Annotated in this window: 23 protein-coding genes and 1 tRNA gene; 14 read left to right on the plus strand and 10 right to left on the minus strand. The window is 41.5% G+C overall.

Annotated features, from left to right (window positions below; translation table 11 throughout):
- Positions 1 to 11: 11 nt before the first annotated feature.
- Positions 12 to 950, minus strand: coding sequence for a DUF8457 domain-containing protein (locus AC3IRT_RS14225; RefSeq protein ID WP_489393873.1), 939 nt, complete (start codon positions 948 to 950; stop codon positions 12 to 14).
- Positions 951 to 1,164: 214 nt separating this feature from the next.
- Here AC3IRT_RS14225 and AC3IRT_RS14230 point away from each other — a divergent pair, with 214 nt between their 5' ends.
- From AC3IRT_RS14230 to AC3IRT_RS14245, 4 genes are all read left to right on the plus strand, one after another.
- Positions 1,165 to 1,752, plus strand: a complete 588-nt coding sequence (locus AC3IRT_RS14230; protein ID WP_489396139.1) for a thymidine kinase — start codon at positions 1,165 to 1,167, stop codon at positions 1,750 to 1,752.
- A gap of 128 nt (positions 1,753 to 1,880) precedes the next feature.
- Positions 1,881 to 1,962, plus strand: a tRNA-Leu gene (locus AC3IRT_RS14235).
- A gap of 79 nt (positions 1,963 to 2,041) precedes the next feature.
- A complete protein-coding gene (locus tag AC3IRT_RS14240; RefSeq protein ID WP_489393874.1) occupies positions 2,042 to 3,376 on the plus strand; it encodes a trigger factor in 1,335 nt (444 codons plus the stop codon).
- 91 nt (positions 3,377 to 3,467) lie between these two features.
- Positions 3,468 to 4,046: a GNAT family N-acetyltransferase gene (locus AC3IRT_RS14245; protein WP_489393875.1), complete on the plus strand. Its 579-nt coding sequence runs from the start codon at positions 3,468 to 3,470 to the stop codon at positions 4,044 to 4,046.
- Here AC3IRT_RS14245 and AC3IRT_RS14250 read toward each other — a convergent pair.
- Both AC3IRT_RS14250 and AC3IRT_RS14255 read right to left on the minus strand, forming a co-directional pair.
- Positions 4,043 to 5,131, minus strand: coding sequence for a lactonase family protein (locus tag AC3IRT_RS14250; RefSeq protein WP_489393876.1), 1,089 nt, complete (start codon positions 5,129 to 5,131; stop codon positions 4,043 to 4,045). The two genes, AC3IRT_RS14245 and AC3IRT_RS14250, sit on opposite strands and share 4 nt — an antisense overlap.
- A gap of 65 nt (positions 5,132 to 5,196) precedes the next feature.
- Entirely contained in the window at positions 5,197 to 5,712 is a 516-nt protein-coding gene (locus AC3IRT_RS14255; protein ID WP_489393877.1) for a hypothetical protein, read from the minus strand.
- 182 nt (positions 5,713 to 5,894) lie between these two features.
- Here AC3IRT_RS14255 and AC3IRT_RS14260 point away from each other — a divergent pair, with 182 nt between their 5' ends.
- Together AC3IRT_RS14260 and AC3IRT_RS14265 are read left to right on the plus strand one after the other, a co-directional pair.
- Complete coding sequence (locus tag AC3IRT_RS14260) at positions 5,895 to 7,661, plus strand: AMP-dependent synthetase/ligase (protein WP_489393878.1); 1,767 nt, start codon at positions 5,895 to 5,897, stop codon at positions 7,659 to 7,661.
- 64 nt (positions 7,662 to 7,725) lie between these two features.
- Positions 7,726 to 8,691 carry a YihY/virulence factor BrkB family protein gene (locus AC3IRT_RS14265; protein WP_489393879.1) on the plus strand — a complete coding sequence of 322 codons (966 nt, stop codon included), beginning with the start codon at positions 7,726 to 7,728 and terminating at the stop codon, positions 8,689 to 8,691.
- 55 nt (positions 8,692 to 8,746) lie between these two features.
- Here the strand turns inward: AC3IRT_RS14265 and AC3IRT_RS14270 are convergent, their stop codons facing one another.
- Positions 8,747 to 11,341 carry a PEP/pyruvate-binding domain-containing protein gene (locus tag AC3IRT_RS14270; RefSeq protein ID WP_489393880.1) on the minus strand — a complete coding sequence of 865 codons (2,595 nt, stop codon included), beginning with the start codon at positions 11,339 to 11,341 and terminating at the stop codon, positions 8,747 to 8,749.
- Between the two features lie 235 nt (positions 11,342 to 11,576).
- Here AC3IRT_RS14270 and AC3IRT_RS14275 point away from each other — a divergent pair, with 235 nt between their 5' ends.
- On the plus strand, positions 11,577 to 12,227 hold the full coding sequence (locus tag AC3IRT_RS14275; RefSeq protein WP_489393881.1) for a hypothetical protein: 651 nt from the start codon (positions 11,577 to 11,579) through the stop codon (positions 12,225 to 12,227).
- A 21-nt stretch (positions 12,228 to 12,248) separates the two neighbouring features.
- On the opposite strand, the gene cysM is transcribed toward AC3IRT_RS14275, so the two are convergent.
- Genes cysM through AC3IRT_RS14295 form a run of 4 tightly spaced genes read right to left on the minus strand, consistent with a single transcriptional unit; the run spans position 12,249 to position 15,140 of the window.
- Positions 12,249 to 13,124, minus strand: a complete 876-nt coding sequence (gene cysM, locus AC3IRT_RS14280) for a cysteine synthase CysM (protein ID WP_489393882.1) — start codon at positions 13,122 to 13,124, stop codon at positions 12,249 to 12,251.
- Positions 13,124 to 13,936 (minus strand): serine O-acetyltransferase, encoded by an 813-nt coding sequence (locus AC3IRT_RS14285; protein WP_489393883.1) that lies wholly within the window; start codon positions 13,934 to 13,936, stop codon positions 13,124 to 13,126. Before AC3IRT_RS14285 ends, cysM begins: the two co-directional genes overlap by 1 nt.
- A gap of 45 nt (positions 13,937 to 13,981) precedes the next feature.
- The gene (locus tag AC3IRT_RS14290) at positions 13,982 to 14,359 is read right to left on the minus strand and encodes a DUF3037 domain-containing protein (protein WP_489393884.1); all 378 of its coding nucleotides are present in this window, start codon (positions 14,357 to 14,359) and stop codon (positions 13,982 to 13,984) included.
- On the minus strand, positions 14,343 to 15,140 hold the full coding sequence (locus tag AC3IRT_RS14295) for a HipA family kinase (RefSeq protein ID WP_489393885.1): 798 nt from the start codon (positions 15,138 to 15,140) through the stop codon (positions 14,343 to 14,345). Before AC3IRT_RS14295 ends, AC3IRT_RS14290 begins: the two co-directional genes overlap by 17 nt.
- A 234-nt stretch (positions 15,141 to 15,374) precedes the next feature.
- Here AC3IRT_RS14295 and AC3IRT_RS14300 point away from each other — a divergent pair, with 234 nt between their 5' ends.
- From AC3IRT_RS14300 to AC3IRT_RS14315, 4 genes are all read left to right on the plus strand, one after another.
- Positions 15,375 to 15,923, plus strand: coding sequence for a DUF1599 domain-containing protein (locus AC3IRT_RS14300; RefSeq protein ID WP_489393886.1), 549 nt, complete (start codon positions 15,375 to 15,377; stop codon positions 15,921 to 15,923).
- A gap of 2 nt (positions 15,924 to 15,925) precedes the next feature.
- Positions 15,926 to 17,152: a BT_3928 family protein gene (locus tag AC3IRT_RS14305; RefSeq protein WP_489393887.1), complete on the plus strand. Its 1,227-nt coding sequence runs from the start codon at positions 15,926 to 15,928 to the stop codon at positions 17,150 to 17,152.
- A 2-nt stretch (positions 17,153 to 17,154) separates the two neighbouring features.
- Positions 17,155 to 17,667, plus strand: coding sequence for a shikimate kinase (locus AC3IRT_RS14310; RefSeq protein ID WP_489393888.1), 513 nt, complete (start codon positions 17,155 to 17,157; stop codon positions 17,665 to 17,667).
- 129 nt (positions 17,668 to 17,796) lie between these two features.
- Positions 17,797 to 18,378 (plus strand): hypothetical protein, encoded by a 582-nt coding sequence (locus tag AC3IRT_RS14315; protein ID WP_489393889.1) that lies wholly within the window; start codon positions 17,797 to 17,799, stop codon positions 18,376 to 18,378.
- A 63-nt stretch (positions 18,379 to 18,441) separates the two neighbouring features.
- Here the strand turns inward: AC3IRT_RS14315 and scpC are convergent, their stop codons facing one another.
- Positions 18,442 to 19,935, minus strand: a complete 1,494-nt coding sequence (gene scpC / locus AC3IRT_RS14320) for a succinyl-CoA:acetate CoA-transferase ScpC (protein ID WP_489393890.1) — start codon at positions 19,933 to 19,935, stop codon at positions 18,442 to 18,444.
- 248 nt (positions 19,936 to 20,183) lie between these two features.
- On the opposite strand from scpC, the gene AC3IRT_RS14325 reads away from it, so the two are divergent.
- The gene (locus tag AC3IRT_RS14325) at positions 20,184 to 20,996 is read left to right on the plus strand and encodes a helix-turn-helix domain-containing protein (protein WP_489393891.1); all 813 of its coding nucleotides are present in this window, start codon (positions 20,184 to 20,186) and stop codon (positions 20,994 to 20,996) included.
- 22 nt (positions 20,997 to 21,018) lie between these two features.
- Positions 21,019 to 21,891 carry a 3-keto-disaccharide hydrolase gene (locus AC3IRT_RS14330; protein WP_489393892.1) on the plus strand — a complete coding sequence of 291 codons (873 nt, stop codon included), beginning with the start codon at positions 21,019 to 21,021 and terminating at the stop codon, positions 21,889 to 21,891.
- A gap of 68 nt (positions 21,892 to 21,959) precedes the next feature.
- Here the strand turns inward: AC3IRT_RS14330 and rpsT are convergent, their stop codons facing one another.
- Positions 21,960 to 22,214, minus strand: a complete 255-nt coding sequence (gene rpsT, locus AC3IRT_RS14335; RefSeq protein ID WP_489393893.1) for a 30S ribosomal protein S20 — start codon at positions 22,212 to 22,214, stop codon at positions 21,960 to 21,962.
- 114 nt (positions 22,215 to 22,328) lie between these two features.
- Between rpsT and AC3IRT_RS14340 the strand changes: the two genes are divergently transcribed.
- Positions 22,329 to 22,868, plus strand: coding sequence for an RNA methyltransferase (locus AC3IRT_RS14340; RefSeq protein ID WP_489393894.1), 540 nt, complete (start codon positions 22,329 to 22,331; stop codon positions 22,866 to 22,868).
- The last annotated feature ends 63 nt before the right edge of the window (positions 22,869 to 22,931 follow it).

The following is a 22,931-nucleotide window of genomic DNA, read 5'->3' on the forward strand; positions in this document are numbered from 1 at the left end:
AAGCACGAGGCTTAAGCAAATTTCTTTTGTAGGATATTGTAGAGCTTTTCTACCGTTTGTGGCTTAGATGCCCAATTATTTTTTAGGGAGTAGTTGGCTTGCAGAAAGGCATCAGCTTCGGCCATATTATCAAAACGATTCAATAGCTCAATAGCTTCAGTGTAAGCCAAGCTGTAGCCATTAAACAAATCCTTGATAAACAACAATTTATCATTCAGACTTACCGCAGTTTTAAGATCTACAATCTGCTCCGTTTTGGTAGCAGGTGTCTTAAACTGGTTTGCATTCGTCAGGCCCGCACGTCTTTGCTGTTGAATCATCTCGTTCAACGTAAGCGGACGACTACTAGCTGCTGGAGCTTCTTCGCGGTTCTGAGGTTGATTTAATTCTACCGTACGACTTTCTTCGACGACAGATTTCACCACTGCTTCCTCTTTTACTGGCTTATCTGTAGCTGGAGCTTTTGGCGCTTCTGCTTGTGGTTCAGCAGCTGCACGTTGATCTTCTTTAGCAGGCTCTTCTTCTACTTCCGGTTCTTCTTCCTCTGGCTGTGGTTCTTCTATTTCTTCTTCAAAAGATTCCTCCTCTACAGGTTCTGGTTCGGGCTGCGTTTCGGGTGTATTTTCTGCTTTAGTCTCTTCTTGATCTGCAGCGATTTCTTCAATTGTTTCCTTCGAATCTGCCTTTTCTTCCACCTTGGTAGTAGCCGGCGTAAAAGTTATTTCGGCCGAAGCTGATGGGGTTCCAACGGCTATCTCCGCAGATTGCTGGGCATCTAACTGACTCAAGAGATCAAAGTGCGCTGCTAGGTATTTAGCTTTTGCAGCCAACATTCCGAATTTTATCACAGCAAACTGCCCTTCTTGATCCTGCACTGCTGCATATTCTTCGTTGATCTCAACGAGTAAATCTCCCACTTTTGCTAGCACATCGTTCTCTGAATACGACATATATGAAATAATTATAGTAAATGAAAATATATACCCATTTGGTAACAGGTAGAAATGCCAAAAGTTTAGGCAAAATTTAAAAAACTGACACTGACATGCTTGCCCTTTTAAGCCGATTCCTGTTCGTCAAAAATAACATTTAATTTCGATATTAGCACAGGGATTTGCGCGCGCAAATAACACTTATACACAAATAAAACACGCTCCATAGATGATGCTTTTCTCTGAACATAATTTCACGCAACATCGTTCTTCTCCGATCGGAAGTATTGAGGTGATTACGGGCTCCATGTTTTCGGGCAAGACCGAAGAACTGATTCGCAGACTGCGAAGAGCACAATTTGCCAAGTTGCCGGTAGAAATCTTCAAGCCAGAGGTAGATGTACGCTACGATGAGCAATTCATCGTCTCCCATAATAGTAATAGCATTCCTTCTACGCCGGTAGCGCACTCCTCGGCTATACTATTATTAAGCGCAGACACGAAAGTAGTTGGTATTGATGAAGCACAGTTTTTTGATGATGAACTGCCGCATGTCTGCGTGCAGCTTGCAAACAAAGGTATACGTGTGGTGGTGGCTGGCTTAGATATGGATTTTAAAGCGCAACCCTTTGGACCAATCCCAGCTTTGATGGCCATTGCAGAACACGTGACCAAGGTGCACGCCGTATGTGTACGATGTGGTGCGCCAGCAGCTTATTCGTATCGGCTGAACGACCGCGAAGAACGCGTGATGCTGGGCGAAAAGGAAAGTTATGAACCAAGATGTCGCTCTTGCTATTTCGCCGGACAATCTCTATAGAAAATTAAGCACATCATTACCACCCATTTACAGACAATCTTTATATTTTTATCAAAAAAATACACAAAAAGACTTGACAAATATCAATCCGCAACCTATCTTTGTGGCACAATAAAAAAATCCTAACTGCGGAAGTGGCGTAATTGGTAGCCGCACCAGACTTAGGATCTGGCGCCGCAAGGCGTGGGGGTTCGAGTCCCTTCTTCCGCACTCAAAATCCTCCCGACCAATAGATATCGGGAGGATTTTTTTATTAATGCGATTTTAAAACTACGCTACAAAAAAGAGTATGAATATTTCACACCAGAAAATAGACGACATCAACGCCAGCATTACGGTTGACTTGGCACCTGAAGATTATAATCCTCAAGTAGATAAAGCCATAAAAGATCAGGCAAAAAAAGCAAAATTACCTGGATTTCGTCCTGGAATGGTTCCTGTAGGTCACATCAAACGTACTTATGGTAAATCTATTTTGTTCGACGAAGTTAATCGTTTGGTAAGTGATCAAATTTCTAACTACATCACAGAGCAAAAACTGGAAGTATTAGGACAGCCTCTACCAAAAGCTGAGGACGACTCTACACAATACAACTGGGATTTCAATGATGCATTCTCTTTTGAGTACGAAATTGGTTTAGCACCAGCATTCGATGTACCATTCTCAGCAGATACTGAATTTGTAGCTTATGATATCGAAGCGGATACAGCTACTTTGGACGAACGCGTTAAGAACCTACGCAGAAGCTACGGAAAAATGATTAATCCAGAAGTTTCTGAAGAAAGCGACGTATTGTACGCTGACTTGAAGCAAAACAAAGAAGAAGGTATCGAGAAAACAACCTCTGTACGTACTGATTTGGTTGAAAATGCAGCTATCAAAAAAACTTTTATCGGATTGAAGAAAGATGACGCTGTTAAATTTGACATCAAAAAAGCATTTAAAGTGGCTGATATCGCTCGCTTGCTAGGTATTACTGAAGATGAAGCTACTGCTTTAGATGTAACAGAGTTTGAGTTGACGGTAAAAAACATCAACCGCCTCGAAGAAGCAGAATTGAACGAAGAATTCTTCAACAAGCTTTTCCCTGCTGGTGAAGTGACTACAGAAGAGCAATTCATAGCGAAAGTAAAAGAGGAAGTGGAGAACTTATTCAAACAGAACTCTGACCAAAGATTGCGCAACGATATCTATACTTTCGGTATGGACAAAGTAGAAGCTTCTTTCCCTGAGCCTTTCTTGAAACGTTGGTTGAAAGCTACTAACCCAGAAATCTCTGACGAAGAGTTGGAAGAAGGATTCGCCGATTTCTTGAAAAACTTGAAATGGACATTGATTGAGAACCGCATCGTAACTGCTAATAACTTAGAAGTAAAATATGATGAGGTAGTAAGCTTGGCCAAAGAGCGTATCTATTCTCAAATCAAGATGTACAACATCAATGAGGAGCCTACAGACGAGCAATTGAACCAATTCGCAATGCAGTTGCTACAAGACAGAGAGCAAGCTAACCGCTTGTTTGAAGAGGCTAAAGCATTGAAAGTATTCGATTACTTGAAAGGTGTAATCAAAATAAAGTCGAAAAAAATTGACTACGATAAATTCGAAAAATTAGATAAATAAGCAGATAACTTTTGTCTATCAGTCATAGAGTGCCGACATTAATTACATGTCGGCATTTTTTTGTGCTATAAAATCTAGATTAATCTCCATTATGACCGTACAAATCCGTAAAGCAACACCCAAGGATGCAAATCAATTGGCTCCCATCCTACTTCTTGCAATGGAGGACATTGTTTGTTATTTGATTGGACAAAATGAGCATGCAAAAGCCATCGATTTTTTGGCATATTTAATCGCTCAACCAGATAACCAATACTCTCACCAATATATCTGGGTAGCAGAAGCTGATGGAACTATTCTGGGACAAGCTTCTCTATATGATGGAGCAGATTTAGAAAAGTTAAGAAAACCTGTCTTGAAGTTTATCACCGAAGAATACCAACATAATCCAGTGGTATTTGACGAAACTGCGGCTGGAGAGATGTATCTCGACACGATCGCCGTTGCGCCGCAAGCACAAGGTATGGGTATAGGTCAGCTTTTACTTCGCCACATTATTGATTTTTACGTACATGAGCAGAAAGCTACTGTCGGCCTATTGGTAGATCAGGAAAATCCTAAAGCAAAAAGCCTGTACTTACGCACAGGCTTCTCTAAAGTATCTGAAAAATCTATTTTTGGCAAAAAATTAGATCATTTGCAGATCAAACCTACTGCGACAAGATCTTAAAATAAAATACAAACTGGTGCAGGCACCTCAATGCGCTTGCCCGTATCTTCTAAATCTCCGGTAAATTTATCCCGCTTAAACACTACAATTCGGTTCGTATCTTGATTAGCGACCAACACATAGCCACCATCTGGTGTAATGGCAAAATTTCGCGGACCAGCTCCTTGCACACTGTATTTGTTTTGCCATTCTAGCAATCCATTAGGTAGTACGGCATAATGTACAATCAGGTTTGCATCGCCTCTATTCGTAGCATACAAACTGCCGCCATCGGGCGATATCTTTATGTCGGCTCCACCTTGTTTTCCTTCGAAGCCGTCACCATACAACGCGACAATCTGTTTCAATACCCATTCGTCATTTTCTTTACGAAAAACAGCAATTTGGCCCGTCAACTCTTGCAAGCTATACAAGGTCTGCCCATCGGCACTGAACGTCAAATGCCGAGCGCCGCCACCTTTGATGGTATGAATAATAGTCTGCTCATTCAATGTCAATGCACCATTTCGCAAGTCTGTACCATCATGGCTCAAGCTATACACATGGATTTGATCATTACCTAAATCAGACACGTAGGCCAAGCCCTCATTAAAAAATGTAGAATGAATGTGTGATTGTTGCTGCCGATCTGGATTGAGACCGCTTCCTTCATATTCCAGCAAATCGTGTAGAATTAACTTAGTACGATTATCAGTGAGACTAAATAGTGCAAGCGATCCGCCAGAATAATTAGAAACCAACGCAATATTACCCGCCGCATCAAAGGCCACATGACAAGGATGATCGCCCAAAGTGGTAGATTTGTCGATAAGTTTGACATTCGCTGTTGCGATATCAAAAAGCGATAGCGTAGCTTGCTCACCGTCACCTTCGTTAACCGCTAGAAGTCGATTTTCGTATTTTGCTAAGAATGATGGATTCGGCGATTCTATCACCGAGATCGGCCTAACATCGCCTGTATTGGCGTCAAAATTAAAACGATAAATTCCTTTACTACCCGTCCCGTTCGTGTACGTACCCACAAACATATCGTACGATTGTGCGCTACTTGGTAGTGAACTGTGCGTAATAGATAATAGGAGCATACATAAAAATGCAAATTTATTCATACTATTAAATATAGTGATAAATCAATGAATAAGGTCGTAGACTAAAACTGATAACGCACCGAGAATCCGAACGTATCGATAACACGAAAGCTAGATGATTGTAAGAAATCAAAATAGGGCTTCACATCGAGTGAAACCGCAATGGGTGTCGTCGGGATATTATATTCGACACCAGCAACACCGTCTACACTTAACGCTAATTCTGAAGTACGCGGATGCATATTGATCGTACCATCTGATTGTTGCGACTGAAATGCTTTCATGGTGTAAGAACCAATACTACCACCATAACCCCAATACCAGCTAAAATCTTCGTTAATAGGCTGGTGATATTGATACAATCCCACCAATCGAAAACGACTCGATGTGGAATTACTTTGTACACTCAAAATTCCTTCGATAGCATTCACATCATTCAATGCATAACGGTAATTAAAACCGGTGGCACTACCAAACCGCAAACCTGCGGCATGCTGCGAACTTAGTTGCGCGTGAGCGCCAGCGGAGAACAAAAATGTAAACGTGAGAAGGAGATAAAATTTTGTACTTACTTTCATAGTATATTACTATTGTATTTGTTTTGCGATTATACGAATGTTTATGATACGAGAAAGCAAATTTAACGTTATTTCACTTTTAACTGATATTAAAATATATTTTTTTAAGCAAAAAACCCTAACTTAGTAAACATACTCAAGCCACAAATTGTTATAAACCACAATTTTATCCCCAATAAACGATGAGCGACTTTAAGAGAATATTTGACATCATACATAATTACCGCGATCACTATGCAAAGCCAATCATGGTGGGCGGAAGAAAAGGCAATTCTTGGAAGACTGTCTCTACGGCTGAGTTCGTAGAAAATATGGATTACACTAGCAAAGGATTAATAGCGAAAGGTATAAAAAAAGGCGATCGCATTGGTCTCATGTCTGGCAACAGACCTGAATGGAATATGATTGACTTTGCGATCAATCAGATTGGTGCGGCTATTGTGCCATTTTACCCAACCCTATCTGCTAAGGACTTGGCGTATATCATTCAAGATTCAGAGGTCAAGCTATTATTCGTCAGTAACAATGAGCTTTTTAGCAAAATCAATGAAGCCATTAGCAAAAATGGCTTAGATGTTGAGATATATACCATAGATGATGTAGAGGGACAAAATACCCTAAAGGATTTGATCGAAATTGGCAAAGAACAAGATACAGATTTAAAGCCCTATAATGACGCTGTTAACGAAGAGGATTTATTGACACTGATCTACACCTCTGGTACCACGGGTACACCAAAGGGCGTATACCTTTCTCACAAAAACATTCTAAGTAATGTGCATGGCTGTCAGCACCTCGTGCCTGATGGATGTGAAAAATCGATTAGTTTCTTGCCATTGTCGCACATCTTCGAGCGCATGGTTGTTTATTTATATTTCGCACGTGGTATCCAAATCTGGTATGCAGAAAGTCTGGACAATATCGTCGTAGATATCAATGAAGTTAAACCGCAATTTTTCACGACAGTACCGCGCGTACTAGAGAAAGTATATGATAAGATCGTAGCGAAAGGCAAAAGCCTTAGTGGCATCAAAAAAGCACTTTTCTTCTGGGCGCTCGATTTAGGACATAAATATCAAGAGCCGACCAAAAATTCGGCGTGGTATAATTTCAAGCTCGGTATTGCCCGTAAATTGATTTTTTCTAAATGGAGAGATGCTCTGGGTGGCGAAGTACGCTTCATCATATCGGGCGGGGCGGCACTGCAAGAAAGGTTGGCTCGCGTGTTTTGGGCGGCAGACATACGCGTGCTTGAAGGATACGGATTAACAGAAACTTCTCCGGTAATATCCGTCAACTCGATGGAAGACACCGGTGTAAAATTTGGCTCCGTCGGTAAGGTCTTAGGAAATCTAGATGTTAAGATCGCTGAAGATGGCGAGATCTTAGTAAAAGGACCGAGTATTTCGAAAGGATACTACAAAAATGAAAAAGCTACCGCCGAAGTTTTTGACGAACAAGGTTATTTTCACACCGGCGATATTGGAGAACTGACTGCTGATGGCTTCTTGCGAATTACAGATCGTAAGAAGGAAATGTTTAAGACGGCTGGCGGAAAATATGTGGCTCCTCAAGTTTTGGAAAACAAATTAATGGAATCTCCGTTTATTGGTCAGGTAATGGTTATTGGGGAAAACAGACGCTTTCCAAGTGCATTAATAATTCCAAATTTTGAAGACCTCGAAAAATGGGCAGAACACAAGAGCATCTCCTTCTCTTCAAGAGAAGAACTTATCGGTCAAAAAGAAGTTCTTGAAAAATACGATCAAATCGTAGATAACGCTATGACTAAATTTGGTAAATGGGAAAAAGTGAAGAAATTCGTATTACTCCCAGAAGAGTGGACTATCGATAATGGCGAACTTACACCAAAATTGAGCTTACGACGTAAAGTGATCTTGGAGAAATTTGAGAAAGCAGTAGACGAGATCTACGCGGAAGAAGAATAGTCCCTGCATACCTCAATAGCTGATACCTTGAATAATATATAATATAAATTTATTTTTCAGGTTTATGCTGCAAAAGATTAAAGAGTATTTTAGGTTAGTTTATGATGCCGGAATGGGCTTCATGGAGCATGATTGCCTTAAAATGAGTGCCGCCTTATCGTATTACACGGTATTTTCAATCGGCCCATTGGTTATGATCCTCATTTGGACACTGGGTTTCTTTTATGGAAATCAGATTGGTGGCAATGATGGAGCGCAGAACGAAGTGATGGAAGAACTCACCTCGTTGTTTGGTGCTGATATTGCGGTGATGCTCGAATCGGCTATCCAAAAGATATCTTCTGATTCTAAATCCAATATCGGATTTATTATCGGTATCGGAACGTTGATCTTTACGTCCACTACGATATTCGTAAATATACAGCAATCGATCAATACGATTTGGAATGTAAAACCGAAGCCTAAAAAAGGTTGGTTAAAAATGATTATTAATCGTTTGCTTTCCTTTTCGATGATTTTAGGATTAGCATTTCTGTTAATGGCTTCCTTAATACTCAGTAGTATAATCGGATTATTATCAACAGAAATTGGAAATACGTTCTCTTGGATAAATATTGACTTGTTAGATTGGGTAAATACCGCAGTCACCTTCGTCGTTATCGGAACATTATTCGGCTTTATATTTTCGGTGTTGCCTGATGCCAAGGTCCGTTTTAAAGATATTTTAGGAGGCGCTATATTTACTGCGTTGCTATTTATGCTCGGAAAATGGGGCATATCTATGTATCTATCAAATAACGCGACTGCTAGTGCTTTCGGGGCGGCTGGATCGATTATCATCTTACTGAGCTGGGTGTATTATACCTCAGCTATTATCTTCTTTGGAGCGGAGTTCACCAAAAGATATGCGATCCGTTATGGTCATGGTATTCAACCATCCTCCTTCGCCGTGGTTATTGAGCAGACAGAATATGAATACGATCCTGATACTGGAAAAAGGGAAAAAATTGATAAGCAGGATAACGAGTAAATTAAGAAGGCCTATTTTAATAAAATAGGCCTTCTTAATTAGATGTACATTACTTTTATATCTTTCGGATCTCTCCTAGTATTGCATCTACTTCTATCAGGTCACCATCTTGCAAATTGTCTAACAAACCGTCAATATTTACGATGGTGGGCACATTCATCTGCCGCGCCAAAACGCAAATTGGATTCCAGACAGAACCTCGTTCCAATAACAAGGCCGATGTGACAGCAATTTCTGATTCTAACCTTAAATCTGCACACCGGGCTACGATGATCTCCCCATCTGCTAATGCAAAGGATTGTTGACCACTCCAGATACGCGCTACACCTCTTGTCTTACCCGGACAACAAGCCAGACCTTTCCATGTTACTTGCGGCACTGATTTATTTGCGACGGCAAAGAGATCGTTGCTTCTATACGGAATACCATATGTAGCGATCTGTGTTGCCAATTGTGGCATCGCTTGGAATCTCTCATATTCCTCTTTTCGCAACCCAACGAGCGCATTGAGGTCGGCTGTTATGCTTCTCCCTTCAACAAATGCAAAAATTTCTTCTTTACTTAAAAAATGAATGTCGCCTTCAAACTCCAAAACCCCTTCTTCTACTAACCTACGTCCCATTGCAGTGAACAAACGGTTGACTACACCCCACAAGCGTTTGTAATCGTATTGAAAATTTTCTTTCATACGAAGCATTTCTCGACTATTACGCAATATTTTGTGATACCACCATCGTTTAAGTGGACTCCGCTTCAGGTTTTGATTCATCTTATCTTCAGCAGAGGTTCTGATCTCCGACTCTAATTGCCTAGCATGATCAAGATCACTAATGTGACGATGTAAGTAACTTTTTAGTACTCCGATAAGCTCAAGGGAATCATGTTCGATTCGATTTTCGGATGCCTGTCGCGAAATTTCACAATAAGCATCATTCTCGACTAAGTAATCGTCTATCACATGGCGTAAAACCATCGTTTCCTCACGATTATCGTGCTGCATAAAGTGCCGAATCTGCTTCTCCCCCTCGGATTCGAATAGTTCTTTTAACAATGGGGAGGCTTTAATTTTTTGCACAATTTCTATCCGACGTTGTAGTGGATGAATAGCATCCAAAGAAGTCGTGTCCAGCAACAAGTCTGTCGCTAGATCTCTTTTATCGCTGTTGCTAAAGATCGATGTTTGCTTTTTTAACCATCCTAAATGCACTTTAAAAAAGAAATCAGCCTGAAACGGTATATCCCAGTTAGCTAGCAATGTTCGCTCCAGTTGGAGATACATATGTATCAGTTCTTGCGGGTTTTTTGTTTGCCAATCTAGATTGTGGAATTTGCGAAGTACCTTTTCGCTGTATTTTCTAAACTCATCACCTTTCTGGCTAAGCACTCGGTATCGATTATACATTTTTCCTGTCAGAAACACCATACTCCGCCAAGCTTCATTAGTTGATCCACGATATACGTCCGCAGTATCAAATTGATATGTTGTGAGGTTCTCCTGTGGCAGAAAATGGATATCGACTCGATTCTCTGGTAACATCGCATCCAATGTCTGTTGCACGCGTAAATTGCTGTACAACCTACCATGGATAAGGCCAAGCGTGTTCGAAAAAAAGTCTTTGTAGCGCTTCATCACCGCCTTAGAAGCGCCAAAAAATGCCGCTCGAATCTTTTGATCTGCTTCTGAATAGGTTTTTATGGAGGAGTAAGTCAACGGGGTAATCACACCCGAATAGTCTTCCGCAAAATTGGAGTTGTCCCAAAGATTGTATGCCCCCGATGTATCGGGCAATTGATTTAATCGCCAAATTGGTTGTGCCTGTAAAATATGTATTTTATCATCGTATAAAGCAAACTCCAACTGATAGAACTGCTGGTTTTTTGTACGCAAATCGTCTAACAACTTGGATATAGTACGTAAATGCTCGTCTGGCACGGCCTGATCACGCTGATGTATCCGTAAAACTTCCTCCGTGACGACTTCACTGTCATGGTGAAGAATTAACTGCTCTCTTTTACGTGCAATTTGCCGGTCTATTCCTCCCGCCGTAACCGTATAGGTATCTGCTTCAACATTTCCAGAAGCGCCTCCTAGTCCAAATATTCCCGAGATAAATTTTTCTTTACGACTACCTCGTGTAGGATGTATTGCATATGCTACACCCGAAGATTTTGCATTCACCACCTCTTGAATAATCACTGCGATTCCCAGGTTTGGACTTAAGCGATGCGTTGCACGATACGCTAATACCTCATCTGAAAATATCGATCGCCAAACTGCTTTTATTTTATGCAAGACTTGCTTGCGAGGTACGATCATAAAATGTGCATACTGATCATCAAAAGCATCTTCGTGTCCCTGATCTATCCAAGGCGAAGGTCGCACGGCAAGATGAACATCATCTGGAAATAGAAGTGCAAGATCTGCTTCTACAGATGCCGGAAATATGTACTGGTCTATAGCGCGTAGTAGATCTCCCGTGTTAGAAAGAGATGTGAGATCCTTAAATGCTTCGGCCATAAAATCGGCAGGAAGAACGACCCACCGGGGTGTATTCACATCAAATTTTCTGAGTTGAAAGAGTTCTTTTGCCTTTTCACCAATAGCAGGATGCGTTATATATTGTGTTTGACTATCTTGTATGAAGATCATTCGGGTTAACTAAATTGTATTCTTCTTATTTCGCCATCATGACGCTTAACTGCATTACCAAATAGTAAGCCAAAACTAGAAAATACCTATCGTTTACCAGTCACGATTGTGATAGAATACTTCGCATCGGTATCAGTCAAACATTTAAATAAGTGATTTGTTACATTTATATCTCACCTAAATACTCATTCAGATGAAACGATCTTTACTTAGCTTCTGCCTAATTCTTATCTGTATGATAAGCTCTCAGGCACAAAATAAAAAACTGCATGGTGTTTATAAGATGGACACAGGCAATACGCACACACTTTGGTTATTCGTAGATGGGTATAGCTCGATGATTCATTACACGGATAAACAATACCTATCTACTACAGGCGGATCTTTCACGTTTGACGGCAAAACGGTCAGCGTACAAACCGAATACAACGATATCGACTCCGCTTCCGTTGGGAAGACGATAAGCTATCCGTTGAATTGGGAAGGCGAAAATCTGAAAGATAAGTCGGGCAACATATGGGTTAAGCAACCTCAAGAATCGAATGCACTAGATGGTCTATGGCGCATAACTGGAAGACAGCAGGATGGTGAAATGGGCAATATGCCACGAGGTGATCGAAAAACGATAAAACTACTGGTGGATGGCCATTTTCAATGGATTGCGATCAATCCTGCTCAACGCGGATTTTATGGTACCGGTGGTGGCCACTATTCTTTCAAAGACAATAAGTACATTGAACATCTCCTTTTCTTCTCGCGTGACAATACACGCGTTGGCTCTTCGCTACAGTTTGCAGGAGAAATAAAAGATGGCAAATGGCATCATACAGGAATGAGCTCCAAAGGAGATGATATCCATGAAGTGTGGTCTAAGGAAACCGAATAAAAAAGAGCTTTAAGCTCTTTTTTATGACGTAAAAAGATCTGAACTGAGGTAACGATCACCTCGATCGCAAGCAATAAATACGATGGTGCCCTGCTCTATTTCTTGTGCAACTTGTAAAGCGGCATGAAATGCACCACCCGTGCTCATACCCACAAAGATTCCTTCTTTTGCCACCAGTTCACGCGTACGCAACGTCGCATCCGATTGATCAATGTCAATTACACGATCCACACGTGAGGCCTCGAATATCTTGGGTAAATATTCCTTTGGCCAACGGCGAATTCCGGGAATAGATGAGCCATCCGTGGGTTGGCAACCCACAATTTGAATGGCAGGATCTTTTTCTTTGAAGAATCGCGAACAACCCATAATAGTACCTGTAGTACCCATCGCACTTACGAAGTGCGTAATCTGTCCATAAGTATCTTTCCAAATCTCAGGCCCTGTGGTTTGATAATGCGCTTTATAATTGTCTGAATTCGCAAACTGATTTAACAAAAAATAGCCTTCCTGCTCCGATTTTTCTTCCGCATAATCGCGACTAGCTTCCATCGAATCTAATAACGTCACTTTCGCTCCGAAAGCTTCCATCGTTAGGACACGTTCGCGCGTGGATGTAGAAGGCATGACCAGTTCGATAGGCACTTTGTACATACTGGCGATCATGGCTAGGGCAATTCCTGTATTGCCACTGGTCGCTTCTATTAAAGTAGTATCTTCGGTAATATCTCCACGTTCTAGGGCAGAACGAATCATATTCAACGCAGCTCGATCTTTCACCGATCCTGCAGGATTGTTACCCTCCATTTTCGCGTAGATGTGTACATTTGGATTCGTGTGAAATGACGTGATTTCGACAAGGGGCGTGTTGCCGATAGTTTCTATTATAGAGCCCATTATATGGTTGGTTTAGAATCAAAAAACTTGGTATTGGGTTGATGGTAAACAGTTGTATAGGGTTCTATACTACTCGTAAGCCAAACGTTTCCCCCAACAATCGAATGATGACCAACCCGAGTATCTCCACCTAAAATGGTAGCTCCTGCATAGATGATCACGTAATCTTCGATTATCGGATGGCGCTGTTTACCAGCAAGCACTTTCTCTACACTTAGGGCTCCCAATGTAACTCCTTGATATAATTTAACATGGTTACCGATGATGGTCGTTTCTCCAATCACAACACCTGTACCGTGGTCAATATGCAGATACTCACCGATAGTAGCGCCAGGATGAATATCAATCCCTGTGCGTTCATGCGCATATTCGGTTAGGATTCGGGGAATCAGCGGCAAATCATATGACCACAATTGATGCGCCATCCGGTACATACACATCGCCAAAAAACCGGGATAGGTGCGCACTACTTCATGTAAGCTTTGCGCAGCTGGGTCGCCATCAAGAATGGCGTGGGCATCGGTAAGCATTAGCTCATAAAGGCTTGGTAATACACTGAAGAATTCGTTGACAATATTTTTACGATCGCAATTCCCGCACTCTTTACTACCTTGTAACAGATCGTAAAACTCGTTTTCCAACTGTTTGAAGTGAGCTTTCAGCACATCGACGGAGTGCATTTTCTTTGGATTTCGCTCCGGAAAGAGCAACCGAAAGATATCGCGCGCCCATTCCCAGATCCGCACATTACTCGGCATATTCTGCGCTTCTTGTTGTTTTATAAACAAGTGCTGGTAAAATTCCTCTTCCATTTCCCTGATCTTAACTACACAAATATACTTTTTAATCCATCATACTTATAGGACTAATCGATTAAATAACTGCTCTAAAGTATCCTCTGGATCAGTGCACAAACCTACATGTACTGGCGCACACTGAATCCAAGTACTGCGGTTGGCGGTGATCCAACGTACGCGCTCGGCCTGTTCCAATGCCGCTAATTGCCCAGCATCCCGATCGCCTGCGCAAATCTTTTCTAACGAAGAGAGGTGCGCTTTTAGTTGCACCACATCAGCATGAGTATAAAGACATTGACACTTTGCTTCATCCACAGCCCATTGCATTGCCGCGTATCGCGTACGTTTGCAATAAAGCAATACGCCGACATTTATAAATTCTTCGCGCTCTACCCTCGGTACATAACGAATCACCGAATACTCATATTCTACCCTCACGCGCTTTTTCGATTTGATTTAAAAATACTGCCGATTGTTGTATGCGTTGCACCAGAAAAGTGACATACACCTGCCTTACCTCATCTGCGGTAGCCGTGCGCCCAGCTTCTTCTAACCATTCGTCTGGCACAGCAGATAATACCTGCCACAAATTCTCTTCGGTAAATAGATCACGGAATTCTTGATCTACAGCACGCACTTGGCTTGCTTGTTTTAGCAGAACATGATCTTTGATTTGCACAAAGGGTTTGGCTACTTGATCTTCCCAATGATCCCAATTGTGATGAAAGTAGAGCGAGGCTCCGTGATCTATCAGCCAGAGTTCATGATTCCAGATCAGCATATTGGTATTACGCACTGTCCGGTCTACATTCATGGTCAAGGCATCTAGCCACACGATTTTCGAAGCTTCCTTCTCCGATATTTCCTCTACATTTGGATCGAAAGTGATGGCGCCATTCAGATAATGAACGCCTAAATTTTTACCGACACTGAATTTCAAGAGATCTTGAATTTCTTCGTCGGGCTCCGTTCTACCAAATGCTTCGTGCAATTCTGCAAATACCATCTCGGGCATGCGCAATTCCAGCCACCGCGCAATCTCACCCACGATAAGCTCTGCCACCAAAACGCGTTTGCCTTGTCCGGCTCCCCGAAATTTAATCACGTAACTAAAGTCGTCATCGGCGTCTACCAAGGCGGGTAGTGATCCGCCCTCTCTAAATGGCATCACATAGCGGATGATTTCTACTTCACGTATCTCCGGCTTTTGTATATTCATGAATTTGAAGTCTGTATTTGTGTAACAAATCTATACAAGAACAAAATCTAATTAGGAATTGAAATTGCAAAATAATGTCCCTGCTTCTTACGAAGATAATTATTTTCAGAAGATTAAGCTGTATTCGAACAAAGCATTCTAAACTCGGCGATAAAATCCATTTCGGGAGAATAAATACTATTCGTATATTGTTTCCTACTTTTGTAACACGCTAATCAGTAGCGAAAATATTATATGGATACAAGCACCGAATACAATCAGATAATAGATCATTGCCGCACCTTATTTATTAAAAAAACAATTGACTACGGCACCTCGTGGCGAGTCATGCGTCCCACTTCTATCACCGATCAGATTTTTATCAAAGCGCAACGTATCCGAACGCTGGAGGAGAAAAAAGTATCCAAAGTTGGCGAAGGTGTGATGGACGAATATGTAGGCATTGTGAACTATTGCGTGATTGCGATGATTCAACTGGATCTTGGCGTAGAAGGTAACCTCGACCTCGAAACCCGAGAAACGGAAAATCGCTACGACGAAAAGATTCGGGAAACCCGAGAACTCATGTTAGCCAAAAACCATGACTATGGGGAGGCTTGGCGCGACATGCGGATCTCTTCCTTGACTGACCTGATTCTGACGAAGCTACATCGTGTCAAGCAAATCGAAGATAACAATGGGCAAACATTGGTATCTGAAGGATTGCAGGCAAATTATCAAGATATGCTTAACTATGCCGTATTTGCATTAATAAAATTAGGATTCCCTGCTAAAACACACTGATCATGAGCACATCTGCTATGTATACACCTACTAAACCGCTAAAAAAGCGTCCAAATATCGCGTTGATTATATCACGGATCTTGGTAGGATGTCTTTTTATATTTTCTGGATTAATAAAAGCCAACGACCCTAAAGGTTTTGGTTATAAGCTGGAGGAATATTTCAAGGTATTCAATCTATCCATGTTAGATGAATACAGCACGTGGATTGCAGTGGTTATTTGTGCCTTTGAGATCATATTGGGCGCGTTGTTATTACTAGGACTGGCGCGTAATAAAGTAAGTTGGGGATTACTGGTATTGACCATCTTCTTCACCTTCCTTACGTTCTATTCGGCATTTTTCGAGGTTGTGAGTTCCTGCGGTTGTTTTGGCGATGCTATTCCACTTACACCCTGGCAGTCATTTATCAAAGATCTTGTATTGCTGGGATTGATTCTGATCATCGTCCGATTCAGGCATCAGATCAAGCCGCTGATAAAAAGCAGATTCAGCAACAATTTGCTGACCATATTGATCATTATGTTATCTTTTGGTGCAGGGATTTATACCATGAACTTTTTGCCGATAATTGATTTCTTGCCGTACCGTGAGGGCAACAATCTACCGCAACAGATGATCATTCCGGATGATGCCGAACCCGATGTATACGAGCATATTTACACCTTGAAAAACAAAACAACGGGCGAATCTAAAACGGTGAACGACAAGGTGTACATGAGTGAGAAGATCTGGGAAGATGAGAATTGGGAAATCATCGGAGATCCAAAATCTACGCTCATCAAAAAAGGATTCGAACCGGCTATTGCCGATTTGATCATCAGCGATAGCGAAGGAAATGATGTCACACAAGAAATTCTGACCAATCCATATTTTAACTTTATCGTCGTGAGCACGGATGTTACGAAGCTATCTTCGGTAGATCTCTTGGCGCTAGACCGCATCAATACCACGATCCGCGAAATATCGGAAGATTACCCAATACGGGCAGTGCTCGTAACTGCGAGTTCGGCACAGAATGTAGTTTTCGTAAATGACCAGCTTAACTTGGTATTAGAGACTTTCAACGCCGATTTGGTGCCTTTAAAAAGCATGGTACGTTCTAATCCGGGCGTGATGTTGATGCAAAATGGTACGGTTATAAAAAAATGGTCCAAGCATACTTTCCCAAACAAAGAAGAGCTAGAATCTAAATTTATCAATAATCAATTGAAGCCTTCAGCAGATTAAGCATGTCGAAACCAATTTTCATCGTAGGCTTCATGGGTAGTGGCAAAACCACTTGGGGAAAGAAACTGGCGAAGGCACTTGACCGACCATTTATCGATTTGGATGAGGTGCTCGTACATCGTGTTGGCATGACGATACCTGCTTATTTTTCTCTTTATGGAGAAGATGAGTTCCGAAAAATTGAAAATGAGGTTCTTAAAGAGAATAATCTTCCTAATACCGTCATCTCGACTGGAGGAGGCACGCCCTGTTTTTATGATAACATGGATTGGATTGTACAACATGGTACGGCGGTGTATTTCGAACATACTCCAAAATCATTATGGGCACGCTTAAATGCCACTGACGTTACAAAAAGACCAGCTTTAAAAGGTTTGACGGGCGATGAATTACTTCAATTTATTACAAATAAATTGGAAGAACGTCGCCCATTTTATCAGAAAGCGCAAATTGTAGTAGACCAGCTACATACCACTATTTCAGAGTTAACAGAAAGATTAAAATACGCGTATTAACCGCCAAATATTTCTAAAAATACGTATCATCTTATTCCATTAAGAGATTATTTATTCCCTTTAGAAAGAAGCGCACACACTGTGGCATAATAGTTGCACAGTTGTGAATCGTAACTAAATTTGTATATTATGAAAAAAGTTTTATTATCTGGATTATTTGCTGTTGCTGTAGTATTAGGGTCTTTCGCACAGCGTATTGAAACTATACCTCAGACTTCTGAAAATGTGGGCATGGAGCCTATCCGTCAAGGTAACTGGATGGTAGGTGGATCAGTAGGGAGCTTAGGATATAGCTTTGAAGGCGAAGCTTTCAATATCCAATTGAACCCACGTGCTGGTTATTTCATTACAGACGGTATTGCGATTGGTGCACAAACATCATTAGGACTTAATGCTGTTAGCGGTGAAGACAACGAGTGGAACTACGGTATTGCTCCATTCGTACGTTACTATTTCCCTGAAGGAGCTAGTTCTACAGGTCGTTTCTTCGGACACGGTAACGTAGGTATTGGCGGATCATCACGCGGAAATGGCGCTTCATTTGAAGCAGGTATTGCTGGTGGTTATGCGCACTTTATCACGAGAAATGTGGCGTTAGAAGCTACTTTGGGTTACAACTACAGTAAAGCAAACTTAAACTCTAGCGGTGGTGCTAGTGGATTAGGTGTTTCTGTTGGTTTCCAAATTTACCTTCCAGGACGTGCTCGCTAATGCGAGAACACACGACAAGATTAAAATGGCTGCTGAATTCGATATTCAGCAGCCATTTTTTATTTATTCAGCTTCCTTCTTCTTCATACTTCCAGATTCCTGAAAGCGTAAATGCCAGCTAAAAGCCTCTTCCAACAGATGTGGCGTATGCCCTCCCCGCTCGCAAGCGCGATCAAAATAAGATTGTAATTCTGGGCGATAATCTGGATGTGCACAATGATCAATAATTTTTTGCGCGCGTTCTCTCGGTGCCAACCCGCGTAAATCCGCCAAACCGACATCAGTCACTAGAATATCCACATCATGCTCGGTATGATCGGTATGTGACACCATCGGAAGCACATGAGAGATCAAATTTCCCTTCGAAGCGGCTTGCGTAACGAAAATACTGAGATAGGCATTGCGAGCAAAATCTCCCGATCCGCCGATTCCATTCATAATCTTTGTACCGCCCAAATGCGTGGAATTCACGTTACCATAAATATCAAATTCGATCGCCGTATTAATAGCAATAATTCCTAAGCGACGAATCAAACCTGGTGTATTGGAAATATTTTGTGGACGCAATACAAATTTATCTCGATAGCGTTGCAAATTGCCAAAAACGCGATCATAACATGCTTTCGACACAGTCACCGAAGATGCGGACGCAAAACTCAACGTACCGCTATCGATGAGATCAAACGTACTATCTTGCAATACTTCGGAGAACATCGTCAAATCATAGAAATTGCTATCCTTAAACCCCATCAACACGGCATTAGCCACCTTACCAATACCTGCTTGAATAGGTAATAAGCGATCGGTCAAATTACCGACACGCACTTCATTCTCAAAGAACTCTAGAATATGCTTTGCAATAGCCGATGTCTTCTCATCGGGATCGGAGATATCGGCCGGACTATCTTGTATGTTGGTGAATACAATTCCTACTACCTTAGCAGGATCCAATGCGATGGTTTTTCTACCAATCTTATTCCATGGTGCTACAATCGGAATGACATTCCGATGCGGATAGTTTTCTGCTTGATAAATATCGTGAATGCCATACACACTTTCTGGCACCGACGTATTGATTTCTAAAATAACTTTGGAAGCCAGAGATGCAAAAGCGACCGAATTACCGACCGATGTGGTCGGCACAATGCTTCCATCCCGATCAATATAAGCTACTTCGATCACGGCTATATCTGGTCTTAGCTGCTGATGCAACAGCTCCGCACTCTCGCTCAGATGCTGATCTATAAATAGTACTTCACCCGAATTGATCTTGTTGCGCAAAGTACGATCCACTTGAAACGGCATTCTTTTGCTCAACACACCCGCTTCTGCCAATTTCCCATCGGTATCATGCCCAAGTGATGCGCCCGTAATTAAGGTGATTTTAAAAGGCTCTCGTTTTGCTTTCTCTGCCAAGGCTGGCAGCACGGCTTTGCTGTCACCTGCTTTGGTAAATCCGCTGGCACCTACAATCATGCCATCTCGGATAAATTCAGCCGCCGCTTCAGCACTCATTACTTTGTCTCGAAGACTTTCTAGTCTTATGCGCTCTATCATCGTGTATAGTATTATTACGTTTATAATATCCTCTTACTTCTGATCCCTAAATCAGTGCTGGACTTATAAATTTACACAATTAGTATTTAATTACCGTTTGTGAATGTGTGATTAACATCTTGCGATAACACTTTGACTTTATCGAATACACAACAAGGACACGAATCTGCTGACATGCTACGTACTTCAGCTTCATTTGATAAATTCAACTAAAAACGGGATATTTAAGGCTACAAAAAGCCCACCGTATGACAAACAGCTATGTAAATAAGTACTATATGACAGAAGTAGATGTCACATCAGATAGTATTTATTGTCATCACGCCGTAATGGGAGAAGAATTTATTGGTGAACATGATCACCGAAAGGGACAGTTTCTGTACACAGAAGGCGGTATGGTCTTCCTGAAAACGGCAGAAAAATCGTATTTCCTTCCTGCTAGACATTATATCTGGATTCCAGCAGGCGTGAAACATAGTATTCACCCAAGCAGCCCGGAAGTGATTATGCGCAATCTTTACTTTCCGACCTTCGATACAGATGATGATTTTTTTAACCGAGTAGGTATCTATCCGGTTAGCGATTTGTTGATGGAGCTGATTATGTATACGAATCGTTGGAATGGAAATATACTGCCGACAGATACAAAAAACTACACCATCGCCAAATCATTCAAACTGCTATTACCAGAGCTTTCCAATTCCAATTTATCGTTATCATTACCGTATCCCAAAAACACAAAACTACGGGAAATGGTGGCTTATTTGGAAGAGCACATTGCCGAATTAGTCAGCTTTAAGGAGCTGGCGAATGCCTTTCACTTTAGCGAACGCACCTTGGCACGTTTGTTTCAAAAAGATCTGGGCATGTCCTTTATTCAGTACTATACGATCCTGCGCATGCTGACCGCGCTCAAATATTTATTAAATGAAAAGATGAGTGTACAGCAAGTCGCTGCGCGCGTAGGCTACAGCAGCTTACCTACATTTAGCAATACCTTTTATAAGATTGTGGGAGTGCGACCAAGTGAGTATGTAAAAAGCAAAGAATCTATTATTTAATCTATTATATAAAACTACCTCTATGAAGCTTAAAATGGGCGCAATGCTCGCTGGAATTTCGGTATTACTATCGTGCAATACGCCGGGCAACTCTAGCACAACCACTACCGAACAAGATTCTATCCCAACTGCGATTAGTCTTTTTAATGGAAAAGACATGAACGACTGGACACCCAAAATTCGTCATTACGAACCGGGTGACAATTATGCTAACACCTTCCGCGTGGAAGACGGACTTTTGAAAGTAAGATATGACGGCGGTTACGAGGAATTCAATCAGCAATACGGCCATCTTGCTTATAATACTCCCTATAGTTATTATTATCTACGCATCGAATACCGCTTTGTAGAAGAACAAACCAAAGGTGGAGAAGGCTGGGCTTGGAGAAATTCGGGGGCAATGCTACACGGGCAAGATCCAGCAACCATGTTAAAAGATCAGGATTTCCCTATTTCTATCGAAGGCCAATTGTTGGGTGGAGATGGCACGACCGAACGTACCACCTCAAACCTGTGTACGCCAGGAACCAATGTGGTTATCGATCAAAAACTTTTCACACCGCACTGCATTAATTCTACTTCTAAAACTTACCATGGCGACCAATGGGTAACGGCAGACTTCTTAGTGCTGGGCGATTCACTGATTCAGCATATTTTAGAAGACAAAGTGGTCTTATCGTATTCGAAACCTCAAATTGGTGGAGACAATGTGTTATCGTATGATGCAAAACAAAAACAAGATGGAAAAGCACTCACTGGGGGCTATATCTATCTACAGAGCGAGAGCCATCCTGTAGATTTCCGAAAAGTCGATTTGTATGATCTTAGCGAATACAAAGATCGTCCAGCAGATATTGATAGAATCGTAAAACAGATCCAGCAAAAGAAGCCATAAAGCTTGCGAAAAACAAGAAAAGGGTGTATGAAAATACACCCTTTTTTGTATGTTAAAAAAGCTAAAAGTTACGCTAACTTGTTAACGAACTTAGTCAATTTAGACTTGTTGTTAGACGCTTTCTTCTTGTGAATAACGTTTTTCTTTGCCAAACGATCCAACATAGAAATTACACGAGGCAACAAAGCCTGTGCTTCTTCCTGAGAAGTTGTAGTACGTAGTTTCTTGATTGCGTTACGCGTAGTTTTTGCTTGGTAACGGTTTCTCAGGCGCTTCGCAGCGTTTGATCTAATTCTTTTGATCGATGATTTATGATTTGCCATCTTAGCTATAGTATTTTTATTATTTCTGTACTCAATTTGGAATGCAAAAATAGCATAGATAATCCATTATTCAAAATCTTTTTATCTTTTCATAATACTCCTTACTTTTGACTCATGCAAAAATTATCGCTTGACCAGTTAAACCGTGTAGATATTGACACCTTTAAACAACAAGATAAGTTGCCGGTAGTGCTCGTTCTAGACAATGTACGCAGTATGCATAATGTAGGTTCGGCCTTTCGCACGGCAGATGCTTTAAATATTGAGCAGATCGTATTATGTGGTATTACAGGCACTCCGCCGCACCGCGAAATTGAGAAAACTGCCCTTGGCGCCACAAAATCTGTTGCCTGGACGCATGAATCAACAACCTTAGCCGCCGTCACCAAATTACGGGATGCTGGCTACACCATTCTTTCTGTCGAACAGGCATCTGGCAGTGTACAGCTGCAAGATTTTGCACCCGCCGACATGAAGAAATATGCTTTTGTATTTGGCAATGAGGTGCATGGCGTGGAAGAAGAAGTGATCACCGCATCTGATGCCTGCCTAGAGATTCCACAATTTGGCACCAAACACTCGTTCAACGTTTCGGTGACGATGGGAATCGTATTGTGGGACTTTATCTCTAAGATAAAATTCACAAAGAAATAATAAAAATGCCCAAAGCAATGTTTTCAGAAGTCACGACAAAACAGTAGCTTTGCTAGGCAAAAT

This window comes from Sphingobacterium sp. KH_072, assembly GCF_057837975.1.

What these genes read in the sequence shown, in the direction of transcription:
- AC3IRT_RS14295 (WP_489393885.1), bottom strand. Translation starts at nt 15,140, where the DNA reads ATGAATATACAAAAGCCGGAGATACGTGAAGTAGAAATCATCCGCTAT.
- AC3IRT_RS14255 (WP_489393877.1), bottom strand. Translation starts at nt 5,712, where the DNA reads ATGAAAGTAAGTACAAAATTTTATCTCCTTCTCACGTTTACATTTTTG.
- AC3IRT_RS14240 (WP_489393874.1), top strand. Translation starts at nt 2,042, where the DNA reads ATGAATATTTCACACCAGAAAATAGACGACATCAACGCCAGCATTACG.
- AC3IRT_RS14270 (WP_489393880.1), bottom strand. Translation starts at nt 11,341, where the DNA reads ATGATCTTCATACAAGATAGTCAAACACAATATATAACGCATCCTGCT.
- AC3IRT_RS14260 (WP_489393878.1), top strand. Translation starts at nt 5,895, where the DNA reads ATGAGCGACTTTAAGAGAATATTTGACATCATACATAATTACCGCGAT.
- AC3IRT_RS14265 (WP_489393879.1), top strand. Translation starts at nt 7,726, where the DNA reads ATGCTGCAAAAGATTAAAGAGTATTTTAGGTTAGTTTATGATGCCGGA.
- AC3IRT_RS14245 (WP_489393875.1), top strand. Translation starts at nt 3,468, where the DNA reads ATGACCGTACAAATCCGTAAAGCAACACCCAAGGATGCAAATCAATTG.
- AC3IRT_RS14330 (WP_489393892.1), top strand. Translation starts at nt 21,019, where the DNA reads ATGAAGCTTAAAATGGGCGCAATGCTCGCTGGAATTTCGGTATTACTA.
- AC3IRT_RS14315 (WP_489393889.1), top strand. Translation starts at nt 17,797, where the DNA reads ATGAAAAAAGTTTTATTATCTGGATTATTTGCTGTTGCTGTAGTATTA.
- AC3IRT_RS14230 (WP_489396139.1), top strand. Translation starts at nt 1,165, where the DNA reads ATGCTTTTCTCTGAACATAATTTCACGCAACATCGTTCTTCTCCGATC.
- cysM (WP_489393882.1), bottom strand. Translation starts at nt 13,124, where the DNA reads ATGGGCTCTATAATAGAAACTATCGGCAACACGCCCCTTGTCGAAATC.
- AC3IRT_RS14310 (WP_489393888.1), top strand. Translation starts at nt 17,155, where the DNA reads ATGTCGAAACCAATTTTCATCGTAGGCTTCATGGGTAGTGGCAAAACC.
- rpsT (WP_489393893.1), bottom strand. Translation starts at nt 22,214, where the DNA reads ATGGCAAATCATAAATCATCGATCAAAAGAATTAGATCAAACGCTGCG.
- AC3IRT_RS14225 (WP_489393873.1), bottom strand. Translation starts at nt 950, where the DNA reads ATGTCGTATTCAGAGAACGATGTGCTAGCAAAAGTGGGAGATTTACTC.
- AC3IRT_RS14285 (WP_489393883.1), bottom strand. Translation starts at nt 13,936, where the DNA reads ATGGAAGAGGAATTTTACCAGCACTTGTTTATAAAACAACAAGAAGCG.
- AC3IRT_RS14325 (WP_489393891.1), top strand. Translation starts at nt 20,184, where the DNA reads ATGACAAACAGCTATGTAAATAAGTACTATATGACAGAAGTAGATGTC.
- AC3IRT_RS14340 (WP_489393894.1), top strand. Translation starts at nt 22,329, where the DNA reads ATGCAAAAATTATCGCTTGACCAGTTAAACCGTGTAGATATTGACACC.
- scpC (WP_489393890.1), bottom strand. Translation starts at nt 19,935, where the DNA reads ATGATAGAGCGCATAAGACTAGAAAGTCTTCGAGACAAAGTAATGAGT.
- AC3IRT_RS14275 (WP_489393881.1), top strand. Translation starts at nt 11,577, where the DNA reads ATGATAAGCTCTCAGGCACAAAATAAAAAACTGCATGGTGTTTATAAG.
- AC3IRT_RS14250 (WP_489393876.1), bottom strand. Translation starts at nt 5,131, where the DNA reads ATGCTCCTATTATCTATTACGCACAGTTCACTACCAAGTAGCGCACAA.
- AC3IRT_RS14305 (WP_489393887.1), top strand. Translation starts at nt 15,926, where the DNA reads ATGAGCACATCTGCTATGTATACACCTACTAAACCGCTAAAAAAGCGT.
- AC3IRT_RS14300 (WP_489393886.1), top strand. Translation starts at nt 15,375, where the DNA reads ATGGATACAAGCACCGAATACAATCAGATAATAGATCATTGCCGCACC.